This is a genomic window from Streptomyces sp. NPDC102490, assembly GCF_044765285.1.
Lineage (GTDB): Bacteria > Actinomycetota > Actinomycetes > Streptomycetales > Streptomycetaceae > Streptomyces.
Genome location: NZ_JBIWJU010000012.1, coordinates 143,732 through 169,729, shown reverse-complemented (window position 1 = coordinate 169,729; position 25,998 = coordinate 143,732). Strand labels below are relative to the sequence as shown.

Sequence of the window (25,998 nt, the reverse complement as noted above, 5' to 3'; positions counted from 1 at the left end):
CCGTTCCCTCGATCGTGGCACAGGAGCGAGGTCCCTGTCCGGAAGGCGGGCTCGTCGCGCTTGACCCTGTCGCAGCGTCAACGTTTCTACTGGGGTCATGCGGATCGGAGAACTCGCCGGCGCCGTCGGCGTCACCACGCGGACCGTGCGGCACTACCACCACCAGGGCCTGTTGCCGGAGCCGGAGCGGCTGGCCAACGGGTATCGGACGTACACCCTGCGGCACGTCGTCGTGCTGGCCCGGATCCGGCGGCTGACCGAGCTGGGGCTCGGGCTCGCGGAGGTGCGGGACGTGCTCGCGGACGAGGCCGGGAAGGACCTTGCCGAGGTGCTGGAGGAACTGGACGCGGATCTCGCGCGGCAGGAGGCGGCGATCCGGGACCGCCGGGCGCGGCTGCGGGCGCTGCTGGAGACGGAGGGCGGGCTGCCGGCCGAGGGGCCGGTCTCGCCGGAGCTGGCCGGGTTGTTCGCCGGGATGGGCGACGTGTCCGGTTCGCCGATGGCCCTGCGGGACCGGGAGATGCTGGCGTTCATGGAGGGCGCGGTGGGCCCGGAGGAGCGGGAGGGGCTGCTGGCCACGCTGCGCGAGGCGTTCGAGTCGCCGGAGGCGGTGGCGCGCGCCCACGAGGCGTACGCCCTGCTGGACGAGCTGGCCGACGCCGATGCCGACGATCCCCGGGTGGCCGGGGCCGCGCGGGCGCTCGCCGACTGCATCCCGGCGGAGCTGTTGCCCGCGGAGGGCGTCGACCTCGACTCCGGCCACGGTGTCCTGCGCGCCATGTACGCCGACTTCGCGCCGGGGCAGTCGGAGGCGGTGCGGCAGGCGCTCGCCCTCGTGTCGCGGGAGCGGCGGTCATGACGCGCCCGGGTCCGGGCCGCCCGTCCTTCGTCACCGTCCCGTCCCTCCTGATCCGGCACGAGCTGCGGTTGCTGGCCAGTCTGTGGCTGTGGGCGGTGCGGCGGACCCACGGGGCGGTGGCCGGCGGGTCGGTCTTCGGGTACGCGCGGGGGCAGGGCGCGATGATGGCCGGGTTCGCGTTCGTGTGTGTCGTCGAGTCCGTGATGATGTCCGTGCTGCTGCGGAGCCGGCCCGCCGTGCACCACGTGGTGCTGGTGCTGGACGTGTACACGGTCCTGGTCGTGGTCGGGCTGCACGCCGCGTCCGTGGTCCGGCCGCACGTCCTGGACCCGGCCGCCGGGACGCTGCGGGTCCGGCGGGCCGGCCACGTCGACGTGCGGATACCGCTGGAGCGGATCGCCTCCGTCCGGCGTGAGCTGCGCACGACGCACGAGCGGACGGACGGGGCGCTCGACCTCCCCGTGGGGTCCCAGACCTCCGTCACCCTCGAACTGGCCGAGCCCGTCGCCCACGTCTCCTTCTTCGGACGGCGGCGGGAGGTCCGCGTGGTGCGGTGTCACGCCGACGACCCCGGGGCGCTCGTACGGGCCGTCGAGCAGGCACGGGAGGGGTACGCCGTACCCTGACCTGGGGCCCGGAGCTTGTTGTGAAGGAGTACGTGTGCTTGTCCTGCTGCCGCCGTCCGAGGGGAAGGCCGCGTCCGGCCGGGGCGCCCCGCTGAAGACCGGGTCGCTGTCCCTGCCGGGGCTCACCGCGGCCCGGGAGGCCGTCCTCGCCGAGCTGGTGGAGCTGTGCGCCGGCGACGAGGAGAAGGCCCGCGAGGTACTCGGGCTGAGCGAGGGGCTGCGCGGCGAGGTCGCCAAGAACGTGGAGCTGCTGACGGCGGGCGCGCGTCCGGCCGGGGAGATCTACACCGGTGTGCTGTACGACGCCCTGGGCCTGGCCTCGCTGGATGCCGCCGCCAAGCGGCGGGCGGCCAGGCAGCTGCTGGTGTTCTCGGGACTGTGGGGTGCGGTGCGGGTGACCGACCGGATTCCCTCCTACCGGTGCTCGATGGGCGTGAAGCTGCCCGGGCTCGGGGCACTGGGCGCGCACTGGCGGGAGCCGATGGCCGAGGTACTGCCGGAGGCGGCCGGGAACGGGCTGGTGCTCGACCTGCGTTCGGCGGCGTACGCGGCGGCGTGGAAGCCGAAGGGCGAGGTCGCCTCGCGGACGGCGACCGTACGGGTGCTGCACGCGCCGACCCGGAAGGTGGTCAGCCACTTCAACAAGGCGACCAAGGGGCGGATCGTACGGAGTCTGCTGGCGTCCGGGACCGCGCCCTCGGGGCCCGCGGAGCTGGTGGAGGCCCTGCGGGACCTGGGGTACGAGGTGGAGGCGGCGGCGCCCGCGAAGGCCGGGCGGCCGTGGTCGCTGGACGTGCTGGTGGACGAGGTGCACTGATCCGTCGATCGCGCCGCCGTTGCGCTGACTGCAACGGTGATTGCAGGGAGTGCGTTGGGGCGGCACGATGAGGGCATGAGTTCTCCGCTGCCCTCCTCCCCCGCCGCCTCGGTGCTGGATCTCGCGCCCGTGGTGCCCGTCGTGGTCGTCGACGACCTCGCCGACGCCGTGCCGCTCGCCCGGGCGCTCGTCGCCGGTGGGCTGCCCGCGATCGAGGTGACGCTGCGGACACCGGTCGCCCTCGACGCGATCAGGGCCATCGCCGGTGAGGTGCCGGGCGCGGTGGTCGGCGCGGGCACGGTCATCACGGCGGAGCAGGTCGCCGAGGTCGTGGCGGCCGGGGCGCGGTTCCTGGTCAGCCCGGGGTGGACGGACGCGCTGCTGGAGGCGATGCGGGCGTCCGGGGTGCCGTTCCTGCCGGGGGTGTCGACCACGTCGGAGGTGGTGGCGCTGCTGGAGCGCGGGGTGCGGGAGATGAAGTTCTTCCCGGCCGAGGCCGCGGGCGGCACCGCCTATCTCAAGGCGCTCGCCGCGCCGCTGCCGCAGGCCCGCTTCTGCCCGACCGGCGGCATCTCCGCGGCCTCCGCGCCGGAGTATCTGGCGCTGCCCAACGTCGGCTGCGTCGGGGGCAGTTGGATGCTGCCCAAGGACGCGGTGGCCGGCCGGGACTGGGGGCGCGTCGAGGCGCTGGCCCGCGAGGCGGCGGCGCTCAACGCGGGTGGACTCAGCGCAGGTGGGACGTCTCGTTGAACAGGCGGACGCTGGCGCCGCCGTCCGCGTAGTACGCCACCGCCGACAGCGACGCCGCCGACAGCTCCATCCGGAACAGCGACTCGGGCGGGGCGCCCAGGGCCAGCCGCAGGAACGTCTTGATCGGCGTGACGTGGGAGACCAGCAGCACCGTGCGGCCCGCGTACGCCGCGACGAGCTTGTCGCGGGTGGCGGCGATCCGGGCGCCGGTGGCCGCGAAGCTCTCGCCGCCGCCGGTCGGTTCCGCGTCCGGGGAGGCCAGCCAGGCGTCCAGGTCGGCGGGGTGGCGGTCGCGCACCTCGCCGAAGGTGAGCCCCTCCCACGCGCCGAAGTCGGTCTCGCGCAGGCCCTCCTCGACCGTCACCTCCAGCCCCAGGCGGGCGGCGACGATGCCGGCGGTCTCGCGGGTGCGGGCCAGGGGCGAGGCGACGATCGCCTCGATCGTGCCGCGCCGGGCGAGGCTCTCGGCGACCTTCTCGGCCTGCTCGCGGCCGACGGCCGACAGGGCCGGATCGCTGCCGCCGCTCCCGGAGAACCGCTTCTGCGGGGTGAGCGGCGTCTCCCCGTGCCGCAGGAGGACGAAGGTGGCGGGGGCGCCCATGTCGGGAGGCCCCCAACCGGGCGAGGCCACAGCCTTCGCGGCCCGCACATCGGCGGCAGCGCCGTCCGAAGCCCCGGCAGTGCCACCGGTGGCCGAAGCCCCGGCAGTGCTGCCTGCTGCAAAGGGGCGAGCCACCGCACCCGGCGCCACCGTCTCCGCACCGGTCCGGGCCGCCTGCGCAAGGCGCTCCCCCGCGGCCGGAGCGTCGCCACCGGCGACGGCCTGCGCACCGGCCCGCGCGGCGCGGTCGGCGTCGCCCGTGTCCAGGTCCGCCGTCGACGCCGACGGCGACCACTGTTCGCCGCGGGCGCCCGCGTCCATCGCCTCGTTGGCCAGGCGGTCGGCGTGCTTGTTGTCCGCGCGGGGGATCCACTCGTACGTCACGCGCCCCGGTGGGAAGACGCGGGCCGCCTCGGCCGCCAGCGGCTTCATGTCCGGGTGCTTGATCTTCCAGCGGCCCGACATCTGCTCGACGACGAGCTTGGAGTCCATGCGGACGTGAACGGTGGCGTCCGGGTCCAGTTCCTTCGCCGCGCGCAGGCCCGCCAGCAGGCCCCGGTACTCGGCGACGTTGTTCGTGACGACCCCGAGGTACTCGGCGGCCTCCGCCAGGGTCTCCCCCGTCGCCGCGTCCAGCACCACCGCGCCGTAGCCCGCGGGCCCCGGGTTGCCCCGTGACCCGCCGTCCGCCTCGACCACGAACTCCCGCGCGGAACCCACCGACCGGCCCCCTACAGCCCGGAGTCCGCCGTGCGCACCAGGATGCGGCGGCAGTTCTCGCAGCGTACGACCGTGTCGGGCGCCGAGGAGCGGATCTCGCTCAGCTCGGTGATGGCCAGCTCCTGGCGGCACCCCTGGCAGCTGCGCTGGTACAGCTTGGCCGCGCCGAGGCCGCCCTGCTGCTCGCGCAGCTTGTCGTAGAGCTTCAGCAGGTCGTCGGGGACGGAGCCCGCGATGACCTCGCGCTCCTTGGTCACCGAGGCGATCTCGCCGTCCAGTTCCTCGACGGCCGCGTCACGGCGCGCGGTGGCGTCGTCGATCTTGCCCTGCACCGCGCCGACCCGCTCGGTCAGCTCGGCGACCCGCTCCTGCGCGGACTCGCGGCGCTCCATCACCTCCAGGACGACGTCCTCGAGGTCGCCCTGGCGCTTGGCGAGGGAGGCGATCTCGCGCTGGAGGTTCTCCAGGTCCTTCGGGGAGGTGACGGCGCCGGAGTCCAGGCGCTGCTGGTCGCGGCCGGCGCGCTGGCGCACCTGGTCCACGTCCTGCTCGGCCTTGGTCTGCTCGCGGGCGCAGTCGCTCTCCTCGGTCTGCGCGGCCACGAGCAGGTCGCGCAGCTGGGTGTGGTCCTTGGTCAGCGACTCGATCTCGGCGTGCTCGGGCAGGGACCGGCGCTTGTGCGCGAGCTGCTGGAGACGCGTGTCGAGGCCCTGGACGTCGAGGAGTCGGATCTGGTCGGCGGGCTCGGCTTTCAGTTGGGGGCTCCCATTGCGCTAGAGGTCGGGGCGGACGCCACCTGGGCGGTCCAGGGGTCGGTGACCGTCTTCGAGACGTGGACCCTGAGGTCCCAGCCGTGGCGGTCGGAGATCTCGTCGAGCTGGGCCGCGCCCAGCTCGCACCAGGGCCACTCGGTGGCCCAGTGCGCCGCGTCGAGCAGCGCGAGAGGACGGTGGGCGCGGTCCGCGGAGAACTCGGACACCGGGTGGTGGCGCAGGTCCGCGGTGAGGAAGGCGTCGACGCCGGCCGCCCGCACGTGGTCGAAGAGACTGTCGCCGGAGCCGCCGCTGACGGCGACGGTGCGCACGGTCGCCTCCGGGTCGCCGGCGACGCGGATGCCCTGCGCCGTGGCGGGCAGCCGCTCGGCGGCGCGGGCGGCCAGCTCGCGGACCGTCAGCGGATGCGGCACCTCGCACACCCGGCCCAGCCCGCGGCGCCCCTCGGGGTCGCTCGGGTCCGGCACCAGGGGCCGTACGACGTTCAGGTCGAGGGCACCGGCCAGCGCGTCGGAGACGCCCGGGTCGGCGGTGTCGGCGTTGGTGTGGGCGACGTGCAGGGCGATGTCGTTCTTGATGAGCGTGTGCACCACGCGGCCCTTGAAGGTGGACGCCGCGACCGTCGTCGTCCCGCGCAGATACAGCGGGTGGTGGGTGACGAGCAGGTCGGCGCCGAGCTGCACGGCCTCGTCGACGATCTCCTGGACCGGGTCCACGGCGAACAGGACGCGGGAGACCTCCTGACCGGGCTCGCCCACGACGGTGCCGACCGCGTCCCAGGACTCGGCCCGCTCGGCGGGCCACAGGTTGTCCAGCGCGGCGATGACTTCTGACAGACGGGGCACGCGTGCAAGGCTACCTGGAGGTTCTGCGCCGTTGTACCCGCCGATGCGCCCGCCGCCCGCCGCCGCGGCCGTCCGCTCCGGCACAGCACACACCGTGCCCTTCCCTCAGGCGAATCGTTCCTGTGACACACGTATGTGTGATGGGGACGGCTGCCGGTCCCCCGCCCGTGCGTACGAAAACTAGCTTCGTCGCCGGAGGTGACCGAACGATGACGGCCTGTGCGATCGAGCCTTCGGCGGACCCCGGGAACGGCGGGGGCCCGCAGGCGGACTGCTGCATCACGGCGGAGGGTGCCTACGCCGCGCGTCTCGCCCCGAGCGGGGACGGCGGCGACTCCTGGTACCCGGAGCGCTGGACCCTGGACGGGCCCGAGCCGTACGCGGTGCCGCTGCCGGGCAACCAACCCGAGGAGCCGGGCACCGAGGTGCAGCCGATGGGCGACGGGCGGGTCCTGGTCCACCGGATCGCGGCCGGCCGGCACGTCTTCGCGCTGCTGTACCCGACCGGGCCCGGCACCGGCGAGCTGCCGCTCGGCGCGGTCGAGTGCGCGGCGGACGGCCCCGGGCTGCGGCTGCTGCCGCCGGTCCCGGGCGGGGAGCGGGCGTACGCCCTCGCGGCCGGTCCGCGCTCGACGGTGCTGTGGCAGGTCGCGGGCGGCGCCTTCGGGCCGGAGCGGGTGGCCGAGATCCCCGGCCGGTGCTCGGGCGGGGTCTGGCTGGACCGCGCCGGCCGGATGCTGGCGGTGGACCGGGAGACCGGCGGGCGCGTGAAGGCGGTCGTGGTGGACCTGGAGCGGGACGGCGAGGTGTCACCGCTGCTCCAGATCGCGGCGGACAGCGACGACCGGCTCCTGCTGGCCGACCCCGACAGCGGGCTGGTGCTGATCGGCTCGGACGCCCCTTCGCCGGGGCGGCAGCGGCTCGGCTGGGGTGTGCTGGGCAGCACGCTGCCGGTGCGCTTCCCGGAGTGCCTGCGGCTGCCGGACTGCGTCGTGACGCCGTTCGCCGTCCAGCCGGGGCAGGTGCTGACTCCGGAACGCTGCGCGGTGGCCCTGCGGGTGGACGGCGCGTTCGGCAGCTGGGTCGGCGTGTGGCGGCCCGCCGAACGGCGCGTACGGCATCTTCCGGCGCCCGAGGGGTGGTTGGCGGGCGCCGGACTGTGGACCCCGGACGGGGAGCTGCGGCTGCCCTGCTCCACACCGCAGTCGCCGTGCGGCGTGGCCCGGCTGGCCGCACCCGGTGTTCCCGGCACGGACAGCGAGCGGCCGGAGGGACCGGAGGAGCCGACTCCGGAGAATACGGCTCCGGGCCAACCCCGCGAACCCCGCGAACCCGGTGCCACGGACACCGCGCCGGACACCTCGACGCCCACTCCCGCCCCCGCTCAACCTCGCCCCGTGCCGCTGCAACAGGCCCCGCTGGCACGGCTTGTAACGAAGTAGTGCCGGTTGGCGCCGCCGCCTGGATTCCGCCCGAGGTGTGCCGGTTAGACTCGCCCGGCTGTAGGAAAGATCATGTTGACGGGGTGAATTCCTTCCGATGAACGACACCAGCACGACCCAGCCGATACAGGCCGCCGGTGCCGACGTTTCCGAGTCCCGCACCGGCCACGGCAAGCACCGCGGACCGGTCTCCAGCCAGGAGGGCGTGGCGTCTCCCCGGGGCCGCCACCGCAAGCCGGCCGAGGAGTCCGAGACGGCCGCCTGACGGCACGGACAAGTACCAGCGCAAGCGGCTCCGGCCCCGTTCGTCGCATCCGGCGGACGGGGCCGTGGTCGTTCACCCGTACCGGACGACCGTGTCGGCGAGGACGGCCGCGTCGTCGCGCTCGACGGCGCCGACGGCCACCCGGACCTCCCCCGCACCGGCACCGCGCGCCCCGGCGGGCGACCACATCCGCACCCGCAGCGTCTCCCCCGGGTACACCACCCCGGCGAACCGCGTGCGGTAGGCGCGCACCCGGGACACGTCGCCGTCCAGCAGCGTGTCCACGACCGTCTTGAGCGTGGCGCCGTAGGTGCACAGGCCGTGCAGGACGGGCCGTGCGAAGCCGGCGCGCGCGGCGAACTCCGGGTCGGCGTGCAGGGGGTTCCAGTCGCCGGAGAGCCGGTAGAGCAGCGCCTGGTCCTCCCTCAGGGTCCGTTCGGCGACGTGGTCCGGGGGCCCGGCGGGCGGTGGCGAGGGGCGTCCGGACGGGCCCCGCTCGCCGCCCCAGCCGCCTTCCCCGCGTACGTAGACCTCGGCCTCGTCGGTCCACAGCGGCCCGTCCGGGTCGGTGACCTCGGTGCGCAGCACGAGGACGGCCGCGGTGCCCTTGTCGTACGCGGCGACGACGCGCGAGGCCGCGGTGGCCCGGCCGCGCACCGGGACGGGCCGGTGCAGGCGCAGTCGCTGCCCGCCGTGCAGGACGTGGCCGAGGTCGACGTCGACGCCGGGCACGGACAGCGCGGCGATCACGCCCGGGGCGCCGCCGCCGGCCACGGTCGCGAAGCTCGGCAGGACGTGCAGCCGGGACTCCAGGGTGTAGCGCAGCTCGCGCGGGTCGGTGGCGGGCCGGCCGGCGCCGATGCCGAGGTGGTAGAGCTGGACGTCCTTGTGGTCCCAGGCGATCTCCCGGACCCGGGGTGCGGCGCCGAGTGCCCCGGCCGCGTCGATGGGCATGGCCCTGCTGCTCCTCCCGGTCACGACGGTGATCACGATCAGCCCGACGGTACGGGACGCGGGACGCCGGTGACATGTTCCCGGACTCCGTCCCCGCGCGCTCCGTAGCGTCACCGGTATGAGACCGGGGTCTGGGCCGGGGGGGGGCGTCGGCCGCGGCCGGGGCGGTTCGTCGGGCGCGGGCCGGTGGGGGTTGTTCGCGCAGTTCCCCGCGCCCCTTCCAAGGGCGGTTCCTCGGCCGCGGGCCGGTGCGGGGTGCTCGCGCAGTTCCCCGCGCCCCTTCCAAGGGCGGTTCCTCGGCCGCGGGCCGGTGCGGGGTGCTCGCGCAGTTCCCCGCGCCCCTTCCAAGGGCCGTTCCTCGGCCGCGGGCCGGTGGGGGGTGTGCGCGCAGTTCCCCGCGCCCCTTCCAGGGGCGTTCCACGCGCCCCGCGGCAGAGGGTTGCCCCTTGTTGGGTGGTCAGGCCGTGCTGTGGGGTGTCGGGTCGGGTTTGGGGCGGCCCGGGGGGAGCCAGGCCCGCATCAGGAGGGCTGCGGCGAGGAGGACGGCCGCTCCTGTGCGGAAGACCAGCGCGTAGCCGTCCGTCAGGGCCACCAGGCCCGCGTCCTCGCCCCCGGTCCGGGCCGCCGCGATCGTCGACATCACCGCGAGTCCCAGCGAACCGCCCATCGTCCGGGACGTGTTGATCAGCCCGGAGACCAGTCCCGCGTCCCCGGGTGCCGCGCCGGAGATGGCCAGCGAGGCCAGCGGGGTCGCCGCGATGCCCGCGCCCAGCATCATCAGCACGCCCGGGATCATGATCGCGGTCAGATAGCCGCCGTCTGCGGTCATCGTCGACTGCCAGCCGAAGCCGACCGCCGCGACGAGCGTGCCGAGCACGGCCACGTTGCGGGCCCCCAGCACCGGCAGGAACCGCGGGGCCGCCTTCGAGCCGAGGATCACCGCCAGGGAGCTGGGCACCAGGGCCAGGCCCGCCTCCAGCGGGGAGTAGCCCAGCACGTTCTGCGCGTACAGGGTCATGAAGAACCACATGGAGAACATCGACGAGCCGGACACCAGCATCGCCACGTTCGCCGACGCGATCGGCCGCAGCCGCAGCAGCCCGAGCGGCATCAGCGGCGCCGCCGTCCGCGCCTCGACGAGGAGGAACAGCCCGAGCAGCGCGAGCCCGGCCAGCAGCGGCACCAGGGTCGCCGTCGCCGCCCACCCCTCGGACTCGGTCTGCGAGATGCCGTAGGCCAGCGTGGCCAGACCGGCGGTCACCAGCAGTGCGCCCGGCAGGTCGAGGCGGCGCCGTGGGCCGCCCTTGCTCTCGGCCAGCCACAGCGCGGCGCCGGCCAGCACGACCGCGCCCACCGGCACGTTGATCAGCAGTACCCAGCGCCAGGACAGCCCGTCCACCAGGGCGCCGCCCACCAGGCCGCCCGCGGCGCCGCCGCCCGCGCCCACCGCGGTCCAGGTCGCGATCGCGCGGGCCCGTGCCGCGCCCTCGGGCACCGCGGCGGTCAGGATGGTCAGCGTCGAGGGGGCGAGCACGGCGGCGCCGAGCCCCTGCACGGCGCGGGCGGCCAGCAGTTGCCAGCCCTCCTGGGCGAGACCGCCGCCCACCGAGGCCAGCGTGAAGAGCCCGAGCCCGACCAGGAACATCCGCTTGCGCCCGTACAGGTCACCGGCCCGCCCGCCGAGCAGCATGAACCCGGCGAAGGCGATGGCGTAGGCGTTGACCACCCACTGGAGCCCCTGCGCGCTCAGCCCGAGGTCGGCCCGCATCGACGGCAGGGCGACGTTGACGACGGACACGTCGAGCACGACCAGGAACTGCCCGGCGCAGGCGAGTGCCACGACCAGCCAGGTCGGTGGGGTACGGCGGCGCGGCGATATTCGGGATGCGGTGGGGGCACCGCTGGCTTCCAGCATGGGTGTCATGGTCTCAACCCGACTGTGCCCCTTGCATCGGTATTTCGGCCCCGGACCGCCCTAGGTCCAGCGACCTACTCGTCCGACCCACTCGTCTCCGACCTACTCGTCTCCGGCCCACTCGTCCGACCGACTGGTCACCTGACTGGTCACCTGATCGCCATCCCAAGAGAAGGTCAAGAATTAGTTAGCGACTCGAAGCAACGGAATAGTTGCCCCGGCGCACGAGGTTCAGTCTGCACACATCCCGATCACGCACCGCATCCGCTCCCTTCGGCCTGGAGGCCCCACCCCATGTCCCACACGACGACCGACGAGCCCGCGCGGCGAGCGAGCGGGGCCACCGTCCCGGTGCTCGCGTTCGCGGGCATCGTCGTCGCGGTGATGCAGACCCTGCTGGTCCCGGTCATCAAGGACCTGCCCCGACTTCTGGACACCTCACCCAGCAACGCCACCTGGGTCCTGACCTCCACGCTCCTGTCCGGAGCCGTGGCCACCCCGATCATGGGCCGGCTCGGCGACCTGTTCGGCAAGCGCCGCATGCTGATCGCCAGCCTGTCGGTGATGGTCGTCGGGGCGCTGCTCAGCGCGCTCACCGACGCCCTGATCCCGATGATCGTCGGCCGTACGCTCCAGGGCTTCGCGATGGGCGCGATACCCCTCGGCATCGGCCTGATGCGCGACATGCTGCCCCGGGAGCGGCTCGGCTCGGCGATGGCGCTGATGAGTTCCTCGATCGGCGTCGGCGGCGGACTGGCGCTGCCCGCCGCGGCGCTCGTCGCGCAGCACACCGACTGGCACGCCCTCTACTTCGGCGCCGCCGGTCTCGGTGTCCTCTCCATCGCCCTGACCCTGCTGGTCGTGCCGGAGTCCCCGCTGCGCGCCAAGGGCTCCTTCGACCTGCCGGGCGCGCTGGGCCTGTCGGCCGGTCTGATCCTCTTCCTGCTGCCGATCAGCAAGGGCAGCGACTGGGGCTGGTCGTCGCCCACCACGCTCGGCCTGTTCGCCGCCGCCGTCGTGGTCCTGCTCCTGTGGGGCCTGATGGAGCTGCGCGTCGCGGCCCCGCTGGTCGACCTGCGCACCACGGCCCGCCGCGAGGTGCTGCTCACCAACCTCGCCTCGATCATGGTCGGCGTCTCCTTCTTCGTCATCTCCCTCGTCCTGCCGCAGCTCCTCCAGCTGCCCTCCGAGACCGGCTACGGCCTCGGTCAGTCGATGGTCGTCGCGGGCCTGTGCGTGGCACCGCTGGGCCTGACGATGATGTTCACCGCACCGGTCTACGCCCGGCTGTCCGCCCGCTACGGCCCCCGCACCACCCTCATCATCGGCCTGGTGATCATCGGGGTCGGCTACACCGGCGGCCTCGGCCTGATGAGCGCCGCCTGGCAGACCGTCGTCACCTCGGTGCTGATCGGCGCGGGCATCGGCCTCGCCTACTCCTCCCTGCCCGCCCTGATCATCAGCGCCGTCCCGGCCTCCGAGACGGGCGCCGCCAACGGCCTCAACACGCTGATGCGGTCCATCGGTACGTCGGTGTCCAGCGCCGTCATCGGCATGGTGCTCGCCAACACGGCGAACGACGCGGGCGGTGTCGCCGTCCCCACCCTGCACGGCTTCCGCGTCTCCTTCATGATCGCGGCGGGCGCCGTCGCCGTCGGCCTGGTGCTGGCCTTCTTCCTGCCCCGCCGCACTCCGGCGACGGTGTCGCAGCTGCGGGCGAGCAGCGAGGAGGACGCGAACCTGGCCCGCGCCGAGCAGGCGCTCGCCGGGGCCGGGCAGCCGCCGCACGGCTTCCGCGGCCGGGTGCTGGCCGCCGACGGCGTCCCCGTCCCCCGTGCCAAGGTCACGCTGATCGACCGGCACGGACGGCAGGCGGGCGCGACCCTCTCCGCGGGCGACGGCAGCTACGCCCTCGCCGTGCCCGCCGAGGGCCCGTACGTCCTGGCCGCCCGCGCCGCGGGCCACGCCCCGCTGGCCCACGCGGCCACCCACGGCGGCGACCGCCCGGTCGACCTGGACCTGTCGCTGCCGGGCGAGACGGTCCCGGCCTGACCCAGATCCCCCCGCCCGGCCCCGGCGCCGGTCCCCGCACCCCCTGTCGCACCACGCGGCCGGGGGTGCGGCAGCATGGGGCGCGGGCCCGCCCGTACCACCGCCGAGCGCGCGGGCCCCCGTCCGCACGACCACCGAAAGGCCCCCATGACCGCGGCCCCCGCCTCCGTCCCCACCCCCACCCCCTCCCCCTCCCCCGAAGTCCTGGCCGCCTTCGAGGCCGCGAAGGGGTTCATGCCCGCGCACGAGGGCCGCGCGCTGTACGCCGCCGCCGTGGAGGCGGGCGGGCTCGGGCTGCCGCTGCTGGAGGTCGGCACGTACTGCGGGCGCTCCACCGTGCTGCTCGCCGACGCGGCCCGCCGGGCCGGGGTCACCGCGCTCACCGTCGACCACCACCGGGGCAGCGAGGAGCAGCAGCCGGGCTGGGAGTACCACGACCCGGAGACGGTCGACCCGGAACTGGGCGTGATGGACACGCTGCCCGCCTTCCGCCGCACCCTGCACCGGGCCGGTCTGGAGGAGCACGTGGTCGCCCTGGTGGGACGCTCCCCCCAGGTCGCGGCGGTTTGGAACGCCCCGCTCGGCCTCGTCTTCGTCGACGGCGGCCACACCGACGAGCACGCGAACGCCGACTACGAGGGCTGGGCCCCGCACGTGGCCGAGGGCGGGCTGCTGGTCATCCACGACGTCTTCCCGGATCCGGCCGACGAGTTCACCGGCCAGGCCCCGTACCGCGTCTACCTCAGGGCGCTGGCGTCCGGCGCGTTCACCGAGGTCTCCGCGACCGACTCGCTGCGCGTCCTGCGGCGAACGGACGCGGGCGTCCGGGGCCGCGGTTAGAGTCGCTGACGTGTCGTACACAGGCCCGGACTTCGAACCTCCCCAGCCCCGCCGTTCCCCGCTGCGCCGCCCGCTGACCGTGGTGGTCGCCGCGCTCGTGCCCGGGGCGCTGCTCGGGTGGGGGGTGTACGCGGCGGTCGGCGGCCCGGACGACGGGGGCGGCGGCGACGGCGGACCCGCGGCGGGCGTACGGACGTCGGCGGCTCCCTCGGCCGACGCACCCGGCTCCCCGGGCGGCGACGGCGGGAAGCCCTCGGGTCCGGCACCGGCGCCCGCGTCCGGGAAACCGTCCGCGTCCGCCTCGACGTCCGCGCCCGCCGCGGGCTCCGACGCCCTCAAGGGCAAGGTCGTCGTCATCGACCCGGGGCACAACCCCGCCAACTTCCAGCACGCGTCCGAGATCAACCGCAAGGTGAACATCGGCACCCACTGGAAGGAGTGCGACACGACCGGCACGGCCACCAACGCGGGCTGGCCCGAGGCGAAGTTCACCCTCGACGTGGCCCACCGGCTGCGCGACCTGCTGGAGAAGCAGGGCGCGACCGTGAAGCTGACGCAGGACGGCGACCGTCCGTACGGCCCCTGCGTGGACGAGCGGGCCCGGATCGGCAACGAGGCGAAGGCCGACGCCGCGATCTCGATCCACGCCGACGGGTCGGGGGCCGGCAACCGCGGCTTCCACGTGATCCTGCCGGGCCCGGTGCACGACGGGGCCGCCGACACCCGCGCGATCGTGGCGCCCTCCGCCGAACTGGGCGAGCGCGTCGCGGGCGGCTTCGTGCGGATCACGGGCACCGCGCCCTCCAACTACCTCGGCGACGGCACCGGTCTGGTCACGCGTACGGACCTGGGCGGTCTCAATCTGTCAACGGTTCCCAAGGTGTTCATCGAGTGCGGCAACATGCGCGACGCCACGGACGCGGCCCTGCTGACCAGCGGCAGTTGGCGGCAGAAGGCGGCGCAAGGGATGTCTGAGGGGATTGTGAGTTTCCTGCGCGGGTAGTGATCGGCGTTCCGATCCCTGCGGACAGCCCCGAGGTCCGGACGATAGTGTCGTCCGTACGATGAGGGGCCACCCCCGCGCTTCACACCGGAACCTTTCGGCGCCGTCGTGACAGCGACGCCTCTACCGACGACGACACGACCTACGAAGGACCTGAAGTGAATATCCGCTCGCTCACTCGAGGCGACGGCGTGGTGATCGGAGCAGCGGTGTTGCTGTTGATCGCGTCGTTCCTCGACATCTACTCGATCGACGGTGCGCCGGACAGCGCGGAGATCCCCAGCCTGTGGGGCAGCGGCTCGGTCGTGCTCGGTGTCGTCCTGGCGGGCGTCATCGGCGCCGCGCTCGTCGTCGTGAACCGCGCCATGCCGCAGCCCATGAAGGTGGCCGGTCTCGACCTCGGCCAGTTCGGCACCGCGTTCACGGTCTTCGCCGCGTGGTGCGCGCTCGGCAACATCTTCGACCCGGCGGGCGCCTTCGACAACGACGGGGGCCTGGACAACATCGGGGCCGGGATCGGCCTGATCCTCGCCCTCGTCGCCACGCTGCTCATGGCCGCCGCGGCCGTGGCCACGCCGCTGCTCCCCGCCCTCAAGGGCACCCTGATCCCGGCCCCCCGCCCCGCCGCGCCGCAGCCCTACGGCGGCCAGCCCCAGGGTGGTTACGGCTACCCGGGCGCCCAGCAGCAGCCGTACGGCGGCCAGCCGGGCCACCCCGGGCAGCCGGGACAGCCGGGTCAGCCGGGTCCGGCCTTCGGCGGCCAGCCGCAGCCGGGTCAGCCCCAGCCCGGTCAGCCGCAGCCCGGTCAGCCGCAGGCACCGCAGCAGGCGCAGGCCCAGGCCCAGCCGGCCGGGGACTTCTCCCCGTTCTGGTTCGCCGTGCCGGTGCCGCGTCCGCTGTTCGCGGAGGACGGCTCCCCGACGCCGATCGCCGAGCTGGCGCCGGGCACCTGGTATCTGGCCGTCGAGCAGCGCGGCGCCCACCTGGTCGCGCAGACCCAGGACGGCCGTCGCGGCGTCCTCCAGGACACCTCGGGCATCCAGCGCGGCTGATCGCGCCGACCCCGCCGACACCTCAACGGCCCCTCGTCCGGAAGCGGTTCCGGACGGGGGGCCGTCGGCACAGGTTTCCTCCGGGCCTGCGGGGCCATACGGAAGGCATGTCTAGATACCACGGCTCCACCTCCGCCGGCCGGGCCATCGCGATAGTCGCCGACATCATGGCCTTCATCCTCGGCCTGTGGATCCTGATGTACCTGTTGGACGCCAACCGGGCCAACGACCTGGTGCAGTTCGTCCATGACGCGGCCAACTGGCTGGCCGGCTGGTCGCACGACCTCTTCACCTTCGACGAGGACTGGGCCCGGGTCGTCGCCGGCTACGGACTGGCCGCGGTCGTCTACCTGTTCATCGGCCACGCCGTCGCCAATCGCCTCGGCCGGCACTGACCGCCGGGCCCGGGGCCGCTCAGACGCAGCAGTCCGGGTCCAGTCCCCTGGGCAGCCGGTCGCCCGCGAAGACCCGGCAGGTGGCCTCGTGGCCGCCGAGCGCGGCGACGGCGAGCAGCAGCGAACCGGCCGTCCAGGTGGTCAGCTCGCGCGGCCATATGGCGTCGTCCTCGTAGACGTAGCCCGTCCAGTACAGGCCGCTGTCCGCGTCCCGCAGGTGCTGGATGGACTGGAGGACCTCCAGGGCGTGGTCCGACTCCCCCACCGCCCACAGGGCGAGCGCGAGTTCGGCCGACTCGCCGCCCGTCACCCAGGGGTTGGGGACGACGCAGCGCACGCCGAAGCCCGGGACCACGAACCGGTCCCAGCTCTCCTGGATGCGGGACCTGGCCTCCGTGCCGGTCAGCGCGCCGCCCAGCACGGGGTAGTACCAGTCCATCGAGTAGCGGTTCTTGTCCAGGAACCGCTCCGGGTGGCGGCGGATGGCGTGCCGCAGCGCGCCCGCCGCCAACTCCCAGTCCGGCTGCGGCTCTTCGCGCTGCTCGGCGATGGCGAGCGCGCAGCGCAGCGCGTGGTGGACGGAGGAGCTGCCGGTCAGCAGCGCGTCCGTGGTGCCGGTGCCGTCGTCGTCACGGCGCCAGCCGATCTGCCCGCCGGGCTGCTGGAGGCGCAGCACGAACTCGACCGCCGCGTGGACGACCGGCCACATCCGCTCCAGGAAGGTGTCGTCGCCGGTGGCGAGGTAGTGGTGCCAGACGCCGACCGCGACGTAGGCGACGAAGTTGGTCTCCCGGCCGCGGTCGGTGACGTCGGCGAAGTCCCCGTCGGCGTAGGCGGCGTACCAGGAGCCGTCCGGGTTCTGGTGCCGGGCCAGCCACGCGTACGCCCGCTCGGCGGCCTCGTACTCGTCGGCCGTGTCCAGGGCCATCGCCGCCTCGACGTGGTCCCACGGGTCGAGGTGGTGGCCGCGGAACCACGGGATGGCGCCGTCCTCGCGCTGGACGGCGAGGATGCCCCGGACGGTCGCGGCGGCCTCGGCCTCGGTGAGGACACCGGGCAGGACGAGGTGTTCGGTACGGGGGGTGCGGGGCGAGCGCGAGGTCGTCACGCGGCGTCCACCGGCGGCAGGTGCGGCTTGGTCGCGTAGGCCACGAAGCTCTTGCCGATCAGCGGGTTCAGCGCCTGCTCGGCGACCCGGGTCGCCAGCGGCTTCTTCATGATGTCCCAGACCAGCAGCTTGTGGTACGCCCGCACCGGCAGCGCCTTGTCGTTGTCGACGCCGAACGCGCACTTCAGCCACCAGTACGGCGAGTGCAGCGCGTGCGCGTGGTGGGTGCCGTACGGCTCGAGCCCGGCCTCGCGGATGCGGTCGAGGAGCTGGTCGGCCCGGTAGATGCGGATGTGGCCGCCCTCGACCTCGTGGTAGGCGTCGGAGAGGGTCCAGCAGACCTTCTCGGGGCCGTAGCGCGGCACGGTGACCGCGATGCGCCCGCCGGGCTTGAGGACGCGGACCATCTCGGCGAGGACGCCCTTGTCGTCGGGGATGTGCTCCATCACCTCGGAGATGATGACGACGTCGAAGGACTCGTCCGGGAAGGGCAGGGCCAGGGCGTCGCCCTCCATCGCGGTGGCGGTGGCACCGGCCGGGGCCTCACCGGCCTCCTCCATCGCCGCGAACCACTGGGCGACCTCGCGGATCTCCTCGGCGTTCCGGTCCAGCGCGACGACCCGTGCCCCGCGCCGGTAGCACTCGAACGCGTGCCGGCCGGCGCCGCAGCCGAGGTCCAGGACGCGGTCGCCCGGGGCGAGCGGGAACCGGGAGAAGTCGACGGTCAGCACGTGGCCCTGCTTTCGGGGTAGACGCCGGTGTCACTGGGGGTGGGGGTCGCGGGCACGATCCTCGGGGTGGTCGTGGGGGCGGAGCCGATGGCCTCGCGGTAGCGGGCGACGGTGCCCTCGGCGGCGCGCGCCCAGGTGAAGTGGCGCAGCACGCGTTCGCGTCCGGCGGCGCCGAGCCTGACCCGCAGTGCGCGGTCGCCCAGCAGCCGGTTCAGCCCGGCGGCCAGCGCGTCGGCGTCGCCCGGCGGCACCGCGAGGCAGGTCTCCCCGTCGGGTCCGGCGACCTCGGGGACCGCCCCGCCGGTGGTGGCGAGCAGCGCGGTGCCGGTCGCCATGGCCTCGGCGGCGGGCAGCGAGAACCCCTCGTACAGCGACGGCACGCACGCGACCTCCGCCGACCGCACCAGGTCGACCAGTTCGGCGTCGGAGATGCCCTTGACGAACGTGACGGCGCCTTCGAGGCCGTAGCGCTCGATCGCCTGGGCGACGGGCCCCTCGGCGGGCCGCTTGCCGACGACGACGAGGTGGGCCCGGGGATGCTCGGTGCGCGCCTTCGCGAGCGCCTCGACGAGGAAGACCAGGCCCTTGAGCGGCACGTCCGCGCTGGACGTCGTCACGATCCGGCCCGGCACCTTGGGCACCGACGGGTCGGGCGAGAACAGGTCGGTGTCGGCGCCGATGTGGACGACGTGGATGCGGTCGTCCCGGACGCCGAGGTGGTCGACGATCTCCTGGCGGGAGGTGCCGGAGACGGTGAGCACGGAGGGCAGGCGGCGCGCGACGCGTTTCTGCATCCGGGTGAAGGCGTACCAGCGGCGCACGGAGTAGCGGCGCTTGCGGCCCTCGGCGGCGTCCAGTTCCAGCTGCCGGTCGACGGTGATGGGGTGGTGGATGGTGGTGACCAGCGGCGCGCCCACGTCCCCCAACAGCCCGTAGCCGAGGGTCTGGTTGTCGTGCACGACGTCGAAGTCGCCGCGGCGGGCGCGCAGATGGCGGCGGGCGCGCAGCGAGAACGTCAGCGGCTCCGGGAAGCCGCCGGTCCACATCGTGCCGACCTCGAGCGCGTCGATCCAGTCGCGGTACTCGCCGCGCTTCGGGGTGCGGAAGGGGTCGGGCTGGCGGTAGAGGTCGAGGCTGGGCAGCTCGGTGAGGGACAGCCGGTCCTCGCGGCCGTCGAGGACGTCCAGGACGGGATAGGGCTGGGCGCCGATGACCTCGACGCGGTGGCCGAGGCGGGCCAGTTCGCGGGAGAGGTGGCGGACGTAGACGCCCTGGCCGCCGCAGAACGGATTCCCCTTGTAGGTGAGGAGCGCGATGCGCAGCGGCGGCGAGCCGTCGGCGGCGGGCTCCGGACGGGGACCCCTCTGACTGGCCTCGGCGGTCACTCTGGGCCCCCTTCTCCCTGCGCTCCCGCGAGACTACGTCGGGAGGTTAATCTAGAACAAGTTTCAGACTTGATCGTCAGCTTGAATCGTCAGCTTGATCGTCGGCGGCTTCGAATCTACCGGCAGGTAGCCGGGCTGTGACGAGTGGATCAGGTGATTCGCGCCACGGGGAGACACGGGGGAGAAGGTGAGCGAGGTGGACCACCCGGGCCAGGCGGCGGAGGCATCCGGCCCGGCGCACCGCTCCTCCGCGCCGCCCCTGACCGAGCGGCAGCGGGAGCGCCGCCGCCGCATCCTGCACGCGACCGCGCAGCTGGCCTGCCGGGGCGGCTTCGAGGCGGTGCAGATGCGGGAGGTCGCGGAGTCCTCGCAGGTCGCCCTCGGCACGCTGTACCGGTACTTCCCGTCCAAGGTGCACCTGCTGGTCGCGACCATGCACGACCAGCTGGAGCGGCTGCACGGCACCCTGCGCAAGAGCCCGCCCACCGGCGAGACGGCCGCGGACCGGGTGGCGCAGACCCTGATGCGGGCCTTCGGCGCGTTGCAGCGCGAGCCCCGGCTGGCCGAGGCGATGGCCCGCGCCCTGACCTTCGCCGACCGCGGTGTCTCCCCGGAGGTCGACCAGGTCTCACGGCAGACCACGGCGATCATCCTGGACGCGATGGGCGGCCTGGAGACCCCGACCCCCGAGCAGTTGTCGGCGGTCCGGGTCATCGAGCACACCTGGCTCTCCACCCTGATCACCTGGCTCGCCGGCCGCACCTCGCTCACCCAAGTACGGGTGGACATCGAGACGGTATGCCGCCTGATCGCCCTGACCGAGCCCGGAAGGGAAGCGAAAACCGCCACGCACCGGTAAGCGCAACCGGTCACCCCAGCCGGGAGCGGCCGCTGCTCCCGTCCAGCCGCCCCTCGGTCCGGCACCGGGGGGCGGGTAAAGTGGCGGCGTCGTCATCACCCGTACGGGGGGAAGCCGGTGCAATTCCGGCGCTGACCCGCAACCGTGAGCCGCCCGCCGGGCCCCTTGGGGCTCCTGGACGGTGAGCCGGACTGCCCCGCGCGTATGTGACCGGCTCACGTGCCCGGCCCCCGCCGGTGCACGGGCACCGTCGAGGCATACGGGGCCGAGCCGCCGGGGGTGCCCCGTGCTGCCGGGCCCCGCACAGGGAAAGGCACCCGCCGATCATGAACGTCCGCCGTCGCAGCAGCGCCGCGGCTCTGGCCGCCATAGCCGTGATCGGCGCCGCCACCGCGCCCGCGGTCGCCGCCGATCCGTCGCCGTCCGCCTCCCCGTCCGCGTCCGCACCGTCCGGGCTGTACGGGACCACCGACCCCCAGTACGACGGTGTCTGGCGCCAGTCCCTCGCGCTGCTCGCGCAGGACACGGCGGGCGTGATCCCGTCCTCGAAGGCCGTGAAGTGGCTCACGGACCAGCAGTGCGCGAACGGCGCCTTCGCCCCCTTCCGCGCCGACCCGGGCAAGCCCTGCGACGCCAAGACCATGGTCGACAGCAACAACACGGCCGCCGCCGTCCAGGCGCTGTGGGCCGTCGGCGGGCACGGCGACGTGATCGAGAAGGCGCTCGGCTGGCTGAAGTCCGTACAGAACAAGGACGGCGGCTGGGGCTACAGCCCCGGCACTCCCAGCGACGCCAACTCCACCTCCGTCGTCATCGGCGCCCTGACCGCCACCGAGACGAACCCCGAGGACGTCGAGAAGGGCGGCAAGTCCCCGTACGACGCCCTGCTGACGTTCGCCCTGCCCTGCGCGAAGGACAAGGGCGCGGGCGCCTTCGCCTTCCAGCCCGACAAGGACGGCAAGCTGCTCGCCAACGCGGACGCGACCGCCGCCGGTGTCCTCGGCGCGCTCGGCAAGGGCCTGGTCACCGAGGCCGGTGCGAAGACCGGCGCCGCCTCGTGCGCCGACGCCGGCGAGCCCAGCCGTGAGCGCGCCGCCGCCAACGCCGCCGCCTATCTCACCGACACGCTCGCCAAGGACGGCCACCTCGTCTCCGCCCTCGGCGGCTCCGCCGACCAGCCCGACTACGGCAACACCGCCGACGCCGTCGTCGCCCTCGCGGCGCAGGGCGGCGCGGACAAGGCGGCCGAGCCGCTGGCCTGGCTGGAGAAGAACGCCGGGAAGTGGGCCGCGCAGAGCGGCCCCGCCGCCTACGCCCAGCTGATCTTCGCGGCCCACGCCACGGGCACCGACCCGCGCGACTTCGGGGGCACCGACCTGGTGGAGCAGCTGAACGCGACGGGACCGGCTCCGCAGGGGGTGGCGGCGAAGGACACCGCGACCGCGAAGGCGGACGAGAAGTCGGACGAGACGAAGGACGACGACTCGCCGTTCGGCGTCTGGTGGTTCGTCGGCGTCTGCCTGGTCTTCGGCATCGGCATCGGCTTCCTGCTCAGCAACCGCAACAAGAAGCAGCAGCCGTGACCCCGCGTCGCCTCGTCCTCCTCTTCCTGGCCGTGGTCCTACTCACCGGGACCGCGGGCCAGGCACAGGCCGCCGGGTACCGCTACTGGTCCTTCTGGGACCGCGACGGCGGGAAGTGGGTCTACGCCACCCAGGGCCCGTCCCTGGTCCGCCCCTCCGACGGCGATGTGCAGGGCTTCCGCTTCGCGGTGACCGAGAACTCGGACGACGCGGCCCGACCGCGCGGCACGGCGGACTTCGCGGCGATCTGCGCCAAGACCCCGGCCGAGGACGGCAGCAAGCGGGTGGCGCTGGTCCTCGACTTCGGCACGGCCCCCGACGCCCCGTCCGGCGAGACCCCTCCCGCCCCGCGCACCGCCTGCGCGCGGGTCTCCCCCGACGCGACGACGGCCGACGCCCTGGCCGCCGTCGCCGGCCCCCTCCGCTACGACACCAACGCCCTGCTGTGCGCGATCGCGGGCTACCCGAAGTCGGGCTGCGGCGAACAGGTGTCGCAGAAGCAGAACGCGTCGGCCGCACCCGCCCCGAAGCCCGCGGAGGACGACGACGGCCCATCGGTGGGCCTCTACGCGGGCATCGCGGTAATCGCCGCCCTGGCCGCGGCAGGCGCCTGGCAGGCAAGGCGGCGCAGGAATGCCCCCCGCTAACCCTGCGTGCAGTCGTGCCGCTGGGGCGGCACGGGTGGGCGCAGGCGGCACCCTGTCAGCGCCGGCAAGCGCCCCAACCCCCGCCCCCCACCAGCGGCGCCGCGACCCCGTACACCCCGGCGCCTGGTGGCTCTGGGCCCTCGCCCTCGGCACCGCCGCCACCCGCACCACCAACCCCCTCCTCCTCGCCCTCCTCATCACCGTCTCCGCCTACGTCGTCATCACCCGCCGCCCGCACGCCCCTTGGTCCCGCTCCTACGGCGCCTTCGTCAAACTCGCCCTCGCCGTCCTCCTCATCCGCATCCTCTTCACCACCGTCCTCGGCTCCCCCATCCCCGGCACCCACACCCTCCTCACCCTCCCCGAAGTCCCCCTCCCCGACTGGGCGCAGGGCATCCGCCTCGGCGGCCGGGTCACCGCGGAGGGCCTTACCTTCGCGCTGTACGACGCGATGAAGCTGGCCACCCTCCTCATCTGCGTCGGCGCGGCGAACGCCCTCGCCAACCCCTCCCGCCTCCTCAAGTCCCTCCCCGGCGCCCTGTACGAGATGGGCGTCGCCGTCGTCGTCGCCCTCACCTTCGCGCCGAACCTCATCGCGGACGTCCAGCGCCTGCGCGCCGCCCGCCGCCTGCGCGGCCGCCCGGACCACGGGGTGCGGGGCCTGCTCCAGGTGGGGCTCCCCGTCCTGGAGGGCGCCCTGGAACGCTCCGTCGCCCTCGCCGCCGCGATGGACGCCCGCGGCTACGGCCGTACCGCCCAGGTCCCGGCCCGGGTCCGCCGGACCACCGCCGCCCTCACCCTGGGCGGCCTGCTCGGCGTCTGCGCCGGCACGTACGGACTGCTGACCGCGGCGGGCGGCACGTACGGCATCCCCGTGCTCCTGGCCGGTGTCGCCGCCGCGCTCGCGGGCCTGTGGCTCGGCGGCCGGCGCACGGTCCGCACCCGCTACCGCCCCGACCGCTGGGACGCCCGCGCCTGGCTGGTCACCGCCTCCGGCGCGACGGTCGCGGCGCTCCTGTTCCTGGCCGCCGCCCGCGACCCGGCGGCGCTGCACCCGGGCGTGGTGCCCCTGGTCGCGCCGTCCCTGCCGCTGTGGCCGGCGGCGGCCGTACTCGTCGGCCTGCTCCCGGCGTTCCTCACCCCCGCACCCGAGACCGCCGTGAAGGAGCCGTCGTGATCCGCTTCGAGGACGTGTCGGTCACGTACGACGGCGCGGCCGAACCCACCGTCCGGCACGTGGACTTCGAGGTCCCGGAGGGCGAACTGGTGCTGCTCGCCGGTCCCTCCGGCGTCGGCAAGTCCACCGTGCTCGGCGCGGTCGGCGGCCTCGTCCCGCACTTCACCGGCGGCACGCTGAGCGGCCGGGTCACCGTGGCCGGCCGCGACACCCGCACCCACAAGCCGCGCGAACTCGCCGACGTGGTGGGCACGGTCGGCCAGGACCCGCTGTCCCACTTCGTGACGGACACCGTCGAGGACGAACTGGCCTACGGCATGGAGTCCCTGGGCCTGGCCCCGGACGTGATGCGCCGCCGCGTCGAGGAGACCCTCGACCTGCTGGGCCTGTCCGGCCTGCGCTCCCGCCCCATCGCCACGCTCTCCGGCGGCCAGCAGCAGCGGGTCGCCATCGGTTCGGTCCTCACCCCGCACCCGGACGTCCTGGTCCTGGACGAGCCGACCTCCGCCCTGGACCCCGCCGCCGCAGAGGAGGTCCTGGCGGTCCTCCAGCGCCTGGTCCACGACCTCGGTACGACGGTCCTGATGGCCGAGCACCGCCTGGAGCGGGTCATCCAGTACGCCGACCGGGTCGTCCTGCTCCCGGCCCCCGGCGAGGCGCCGCTCATCGGCGCTCCGGCGGACGTGATGGCGGTGTCCCCGGTGTACCCGCCGGTGGTGGGTCTGGGCAGGCTGGCGGGCTGGTCCCCGCTGCCGCTGACGATCCGGGACGCCCGCCGCCGGGCGGCTCCCCTGCGCGAACGTCTGGCAGGCCGGGAGATCCCGGACCACACCCCGCCGCCGTCCGCGCCGCTCCCGGCGCTCCCCGCCCCGCGCCCCGCCGCCCGCCGTTGGCTCCGCCGCGGGACGGCCCCGCAGACCTCCTCGCCCCCCTCCCCGTACGCCGCCGAGGTCCGTTCCCTCGCCGTGCGCCGCGACCGCGTCCAGGCCCTGCGCCACGTCGACCTGACCGTCTCCCCCGGCGAGACGGTCGCCCTGATGGGCCGCAACGGCGCCGGGAAGTCGACCCTGCTCTCGGCGCTCGTCGGCCTGGTCGAACCGTCGGCCGGTTCGGTCCGCGCCGGGGACGCCGTGCCGCACCGCACGGCGCCGCGCGACCTCGTCCGGCGGGTCGGCCTGGTCCCGCAGGAGCCGCGCGACCTGCTGTACGCCGACACGGTCGCCGCCGAGTGCGCGGCCGCCGACCGGGACGCGGGGGCGACGCCCGGCACCTGCCGCGCCCTGCTCACCGAACTGCTCCCCGGCGTCACGGACGACACCCACCCCCGGGACCTCTCCGAGGGCCAGCGCCTCACCCTGGCCCTGTCCGTCGTCCTCACCGCCCGCCCCCCGCTCCTCCTCCTGGACGAGCCGACGCGCGGCCTGGACTACGCGGCGAAGGCCCGCCTGGCCCGCATCCTGCGCGACCTGGCCGCCGAGGGCCACGCGATCGTGCTGGCCACGCACGACGTGGAACTGGCCGCCGAGCTGGCCCACCGCGTCGTCCTGCTCGCCGACGGAGAGGTGATCGCCGACGGCCCGGCGGCGGACGTGGTGATGGCCTCACCGTCCTACGCACCGCAGGTCGCCAAGGTGCTGGCGCCGCGCCAGTGGCTCACGGTGGCGCAGGTTCGGGAGGCCCTGTCATGACCGGGGGCTCCCCTCCCCAGCGCCAGGCCCGCGCCGTGCGCCTGGGCCCCCGCTCGGTCGCCGCCCTCGTGCTGGTCAGCGCGGTCGGCGTGGCGGGCTTCGGGTGGCCGTTCCTGGCCCCGCCGGACGCCTCGCTGAACGCGCACGCGCAGGACGCGCCGTGGCTGTTCGCGGGCCTGCTGGTGCTGCTGGTGGCGGTGGTGGCGGCGACGATCTCGGAGTCGGGGCTGGGTCCGAAGGCCGTGGCGATGCTCGGCGTGCTGGCGGCGGCGGGCGCGGCGCTGCGCCCCATCGGCGCGGGGACGGCGGGCCTGGAGCCGATGTTCTTCCTGATGGTGCTCAGCGGCCGGGTCCTCGGCCCCGGCTTCGGCTTCGTCCTCGGCTCGGTCACGATGTTCGCGTCCGCGCTGCTCACGGGCGGGGTGGGGCCGTGGATGCCGTTCCAGATGCTGTCGATGGGCTGGTTCACGATGGGCGCGGGCCTGCTGCCGGGCCCCGACCGCCTGCGCGGCCGCGCGGAGCTGCTGATGCTGGCGGCGTACGGCTTCCTGGCGGCCTTCGCGTACGGGACGATCATGAACATGCAGGGCTGGCCCTTCCTGGACCCGGAAGGCTCGACCATCGCCCCCGACCCGGACGCCGGTGTCGCCGCCAACCTCGCCCGCTTCCTCGCCTACTGCCTGGCCACGTCGCTGGGCTGGGACGGTGGCCGCGCCGCCATGACGGTCGTCCTGACCCTCGCCCTCGGCACCCCGGTCCTGAAGGCCCTGCGCCGCGCGACCCGCCGGGCGGCCTTCGAGGCCCCGGTCACGTTCGAGCGGCCGACCGGCTGACCGACGCCACGTGACCGGGGCGCCGAGCGCGGTGCCACCACGCCGACCGCGCCCGCGACGCCGGTCGCGCCGCGGGGC

The 25,998-nt window shown here is 74.5% G+C and carries 25 protein-coding genes and 1 riboswitch; of the genes, 17 read left to right on the top strand and 8 right to left on the bottom strand.

What is annotated here, in order from left to right; genetic code table 11:
• The first annotated feature begins 97 nt into the window (after positions 1 to 97).
• The 4 genes from ACIRGB_RS27315 (at position 98) to eda (ending at position 3,052) form a co-directional block, all read left to right on the top strand.
• Entirely contained in the window at positions 98 to 859 is a 762-nt protein-coding gene (locus ACIRGB_RS27315; protein ID WP_403870338.1) for a MerR family transcriptional regulator, read from the top strand.
• Positions 856 to 1,485 carry a hypothetical protein gene (locus ACIRGB_RS27310; RefSeq protein WP_403870335.1) on the top strand — a complete coding sequence of 210 codons (630 nt, stop codon included), beginning with the start codon at positions 856 to 858 and terminating at the stop codon, positions 1,483 to 1,485. Before ACIRGB_RS27315 ends, ACIRGB_RS27310 begins: the two co-directional genes overlap by 4 nt.
• 34 nt (positions 1,486 to 1,519) lie before the next feature.
• Positions 1,520 to 2,302 (top strand): peroxide stress protein YaaA, encoded by a 783-nt coding sequence (gene yaaA, locus ACIRGB_RS27305; RefSeq protein ID WP_403870332.1) that lies wholly within the window; start codon positions 1,520 to 1,522, stop codon positions 2,300 to 2,302.
• A gap of 75 nt (positions 2,303 to 2,377) precedes the next feature.
• Complete coding sequence (eda, locus tag ACIRGB_RS27300) at positions 2,378 to 3,052, top strand: bifunctional 4-hydroxy-2-oxoglutarate aldolase/2-dehydro-3-deoxy-phosphogluconate aldolase (protein WP_403870329.1); 675 nt, start codon at positions 2,378 to 2,380, stop codon at positions 3,050 to 3,052.
• On the opposite strand, the gene ACIRGB_RS27295 is transcribed toward eda, so the two are convergent.
• The 3 genes from ACIRGB_RS27295 to ACIRGB_RS27285 are packed head-to-tail and all read right to left on the bottom strand — an operon-like array spanning position 3,027 to position 5,991.
• Positions 3,027 to 4,373, bottom strand: a complete 1,347-nt coding sequence (locus ACIRGB_RS27295; protein ID WP_403870326.1) for a bifunctional RNase H/acid phosphatase — start codon at positions 4,371 to 4,373, stop codon at positions 3,027 to 3,029. The genes eda and ACIRGB_RS27295 overlap by 26 nt on opposite strands.
• Before the next feature lie 11 nt (positions 4,374 to 4,384).
• Positions 4,385 to 5,128 carry a zinc ribbon domain-containing protein gene (locus ACIRGB_RS27290; protein ID WP_403870704.1) on the bottom strand — a complete coding sequence of 248 codons (744 nt, stop codon included), beginning with the start codon at positions 5,126 to 5,128 and terminating at the stop codon, positions 4,385 to 4,387.
• The gene (locus tag ACIRGB_RS27285; RefSeq protein WP_403870322.1) at positions 5,125 to 5,991 is read right to left on the bottom strand and encodes a Nif3-like dinuclear metal center hexameric protein; all 867 of its coding nucleotides are present in this window, start codon (positions 5,989 to 5,991) and stop codon (positions 5,125 to 5,127) included. The genes ACIRGB_RS27290 and ACIRGB_RS27285 overlap by 4 nt, the downstream gene beginning before the upstream one ends.
• Positions 5,992 to 6,200: 209 nt before the next feature.
• On the opposite strand from ACIRGB_RS27285, the gene ACIRGB_RS27280 reads away from it, so the two are divergent.
• Positions 6,201 to 7,433: a hypothetical protein gene (locus tag ACIRGB_RS27280; RefSeq protein ID WP_403870319.1), complete on the top strand. Its 1,233-nt coding sequence runs from the start codon at positions 6,201 to 6,203 to the stop codon at positions 7,431 to 7,433.
• Between the two features lie 97 nt (positions 7,434 to 7,530).
• Positions 7,531 to 7,698: a hypothetical protein gene (locus tag ACIRGB_RS27275; RefSeq protein ID WP_403870317.1), complete on the top strand. Its 168-nt coding sequence runs from the start codon at positions 7,531 to 7,533 to the stop codon at positions 7,696 to 7,698.
• Between the two features lie 72 nt (positions 7,699 to 7,770).
• Here the strand turns inward: ACIRGB_RS27275 and ACIRGB_RS27270 are convergent, their stop codons facing one another.
• Together ACIRGB_RS27270 and ACIRGB_RS27265 are read right to left on the bottom strand one after the other, a co-directional pair.
• On the bottom strand, positions 7,771 to 8,652 hold the full coding sequence (locus ACIRGB_RS27270) for a MaoC/PaaZ C-terminal domain-containing protein (protein ID WP_403870314.1): 882 nt from the start codon (positions 8,650 to 8,652) through the stop codon (positions 7,771 to 7,773).
• Positions 8,653 to 9,109: 457 nt separating this feature from the next.
• Positions 9,110 to 10,576, bottom strand: coding sequence for an MFS transporter (locus ACIRGB_RS27265; protein ID WP_403870311.1), 1,467 nt, complete (start codon positions 10,574 to 10,576; stop codon positions 9,110 to 9,112).
• Positions 10,577 to 10,861: 285 nt separating this feature from the next.
• Here ACIRGB_RS27265 and ACIRGB_RS27260 point away from each other — a divergent pair, with 285 nt between their 5' ends.
• From ACIRGB_RS27260 to ACIRGB_RS27240, 5 genes are all read left to right on the top strand, one after another.
• Positions 10,862 to 12,619 (top strand): MFS transporter, encoded by a 1,758-nt coding sequence (locus ACIRGB_RS27260; RefSeq protein WP_403870308.1) that lies wholly within the window; start codon positions 10,862 to 10,864, stop codon positions 12,617 to 12,619.
• Positions 12,620 to 12,766: 147 nt separating this feature from the next.
• Positions 12,767 to 13,459: a class I SAM-dependent methyltransferase gene (locus ACIRGB_RS27255; protein WP_403870305.1), complete on the top strand. Its 693-nt coding sequence runs from the start codon at positions 12,767 to 12,769 to the stop codon at positions 13,457 to 13,459.
• 10 nt (positions 13,460 to 13,469) lie between these two features.
• Entirely contained in the window at positions 13,470 to 14,462 is a 993-nt protein-coding gene (locus tag ACIRGB_RS27250) for an N-acetylmuramoyl-L-alanine amidase (protein ID WP_403870302.1), read from the top strand.
• A gap of 158 nt (positions 14,463 to 14,620) precedes the next feature.
• The gene (locus tag ACIRGB_RS27245; protein ID WP_403870299.1) at positions 14,621 to 15,514 is read left to right on the top strand and encodes a hypothetical protein; all 894 of its coding nucleotides are present in this window, start codon (positions 14,621 to 14,623) and stop codon (positions 15,512 to 15,514) included.
• A gap of 107 nt (positions 15,515 to 15,621) precedes the next feature.
• Complete coding sequence (locus ACIRGB_RS27240) at positions 15,622 to 15,909, top strand: hypothetical protein (RefSeq protein WP_403870296.1); 288 nt, start codon at positions 15,622 to 15,624, stop codon at positions 15,907 to 15,909.
• 19 nt (positions 15,910 to 15,928) lie between these two features.
• Here the strand turns inward: ACIRGB_RS27240 and ACIRGB_RS27235 are convergent, their stop codons facing one another.
• From ACIRGB_RS27235 to ACIRGB_RS27225, 3 genes are read right to left on the bottom strand one after another with little or no spacing between them, the layout of a single operon-like run.
• The gene (locus ACIRGB_RS27235) at positions 15,929 to 17,017 is read right to left on the bottom strand and encodes a prenyltransferase/squalene oxidase repeat-containing protein (RefSeq protein ID WP_403870293.1); all 1,089 of its coding nucleotides are present in this window, start codon (positions 17,015 to 17,017) and stop codon (positions 15,929 to 15,931) included.
• Positions 17,014 to 17,748 carry a methyltransferase domain-containing protein gene (locus ACIRGB_RS27230; RefSeq protein ID WP_403870290.1) on the bottom strand — a complete coding sequence of 245 codons (735 nt, stop codon included), beginning with the start codon at positions 17,746 to 17,748 and terminating at the stop codon, positions 17,014 to 17,016. Before ACIRGB_RS27230 ends, ACIRGB_RS27235 begins: the two co-directional genes overlap by 4 nt.
• Complete coding sequence (locus tag ACIRGB_RS27225) at positions 17,742 to 19,133, bottom strand: glycosyltransferase family 4 protein (protein ID WP_403870287.1); 1,392 nt, start codon at positions 19,131 to 19,133, stop codon at positions 17,742 to 17,744. Before ACIRGB_RS27225 ends, ACIRGB_RS27230 begins: the two co-directional genes overlap by 7 nt.
• 196 nt (positions 19,134 to 19,329) lie before the next feature.
• Here ACIRGB_RS27225 and ACIRGB_RS27220 point away from each other — a divergent pair, with 196 nt between their 5' ends.
• From ACIRGB_RS27220 to ACIRGB_RS27195, 6 genes are all read left to right on the top strand, one after another.
• Complete coding sequence (locus ACIRGB_RS27220) at positions 19,330 to 19,992, top strand: TetR family transcriptional regulator (RefSeq protein WP_403870701.1); 663 nt, start codon at positions 19,330 to 19,332, stop codon at positions 19,990 to 19,992.
• A 107-nt stretch (positions 19,993 to 20,099) separates the two neighbouring features.
• Positions 20,100 to 20,189: riboswitch (cobalamin riboswitch) on the top strand.
• Between the two features lie 129 nt (positions 20,190 to 20,318).
• The gene (locus ACIRGB_RS27215) at positions 20,319 to 21,575 is read left to right on the top strand and encodes a prenyltransferase/squalene oxidase repeat-containing protein (RefSeq protein WP_403870284.1); all 1,257 of its coding nucleotides are present in this window, start codon (positions 20,319 to 20,321) and stop codon (positions 21,573 to 21,575) included.
• Positions 21,572 to 22,222, top strand: a complete 651-nt coding sequence (locus tag ACIRGB_RS27210) for an SCO2322 family protein (protein ID WP_403870281.1) — start codon at positions 21,572 to 21,574, stop codon at positions 22,220 to 22,222. The genes ACIRGB_RS27215 and ACIRGB_RS27210 overlap by 4 nt, the downstream gene beginning before the upstream one ends.
• Positions 22,209 to 23,399 carry an energy-coupling factor transporter transmembrane component T gene (locus ACIRGB_RS27205; RefSeq protein WP_403870279.1) on the top strand — a complete coding sequence of 397 codons (1,191 nt, stop codon included), beginning with the start codon at positions 22,209 to 22,211 and terminating at the stop codon, positions 23,397 to 23,399. Before ACIRGB_RS27210 ends, ACIRGB_RS27205 begins: the two co-directional genes overlap by 14 nt.
• The gene (locus ACIRGB_RS27200) at positions 23,396 to 25,087 is read left to right on the top strand and encodes an ABC transporter ATP-binding protein (RefSeq protein WP_403870276.1); all 1,692 of its coding nucleotides are present in this window, start codon (positions 23,396 to 23,398) and stop codon (positions 25,085 to 25,087) included. Before ACIRGB_RS27205 ends, ACIRGB_RS27200 begins: the two co-directional genes overlap by 4 nt.
• The gene (locus tag ACIRGB_RS27195) at positions 25,084 to 25,920 is read left to right on the top strand and encodes an ECF transporter S component (RefSeq protein ID WP_403870273.1); all 837 of its coding nucleotides are present in this window, start codon (positions 25,084 to 25,086) and stop codon (positions 25,918 to 25,920) included. Before ACIRGB_RS27200 ends, ACIRGB_RS27195 begins: the two co-directional genes overlap by 4 nt.
• Positions 25,921 to 25,998: the final 78 nt, after the last annotated feature.

Coding starts and splice junctions, on each gene's coding strand:
- ACIRGB_RS27315 (WP_403870338.1), top strand. CDS start 98: ATGCGGATCGGAGAACTCGCCGGCGCCGTCGGCGTCACCACGCGGACC.
- ACIRGB_RS27310 (WP_403870335.1), top strand. CDS start 856: ATGACGCGCCCGGGTCCGGGCCGCCCGTCCTTCGTCACCGTCCCGTCC.
- eda (WP_403870329.1), top strand. CDS start 2,378: ATGAGTTCTCCGCTGCCCTCCTCCCCCGCCGCCTCGGTGCTGGATCTC.
- ACIRGB_RS27280 (WP_403870319.1), top strand. CDS start 6,201: ATGACGGCCTGTGCGATCGAGCCTTCGGCGGACCCCGGGAACGGCGGG.
- ACIRGB_RS27275 (WP_403870317.1), top strand. CDS start 7,531: ATGAACGACACCAGCACGACCCAGCCGATACAGGCCGCCGGTGCCGAC.
- ACIRGB_RS27270 (WP_403870314.1), bottom strand. CDS start 8,652: ATGCCCATCGACGCGGCCGGGGCACTCGGCGCCGCACCCCGGGTCCGG.
- ACIRGB_RS27265 (WP_403870311.1), bottom strand. CDS start 10,576: ATGACACCCATGCTGGAAGCCAGCGGTGCCCCCACCGCATCCCGAATA.
- ACIRGB_RS27260 (WP_403870308.1), top strand. CDS start 10,862: ATGTCCCACACGACGACCGACGAGCCCGCGCGGCGAGCGAGCGGGGCC.
- ACIRGB_RS27255 (WP_403870305.1), top strand. CDS start 12,767: ATGACCGCGGCCCCCGCCTCCGTCCCCACCCCCACCCCCTCCCCCTCC.
- ACIRGB_RS27240 (WP_403870296.1), top strand. CDS start 15,622: ATGTCTAGATACCACGGCTCCACCTCCGCCGGCCGGGCCATCGCGATA.
- ACIRGB_RS27215 (WP_403870284.1), top strand. CDS start 20,319: ATGAACGTCCGCCGTCGCAGCAGCGCCGCGGCTCTGGCCGCCATAGCC.
- ACIRGB_RS27205 (WP_403870279.1), top strand. CDS start 22,209: ATGCCCCCCGCTAACCCTGCGTGCAGTCGTGCCGCTGGGGCGGCACGG.
- ACIRGB_RS27195 (WP_403870273.1), top strand. CDS start 25,084: ATGACCGGGGGCTCCCCTCCCCAGCGCCAGGCCCGCGCCGTGCGCCTG.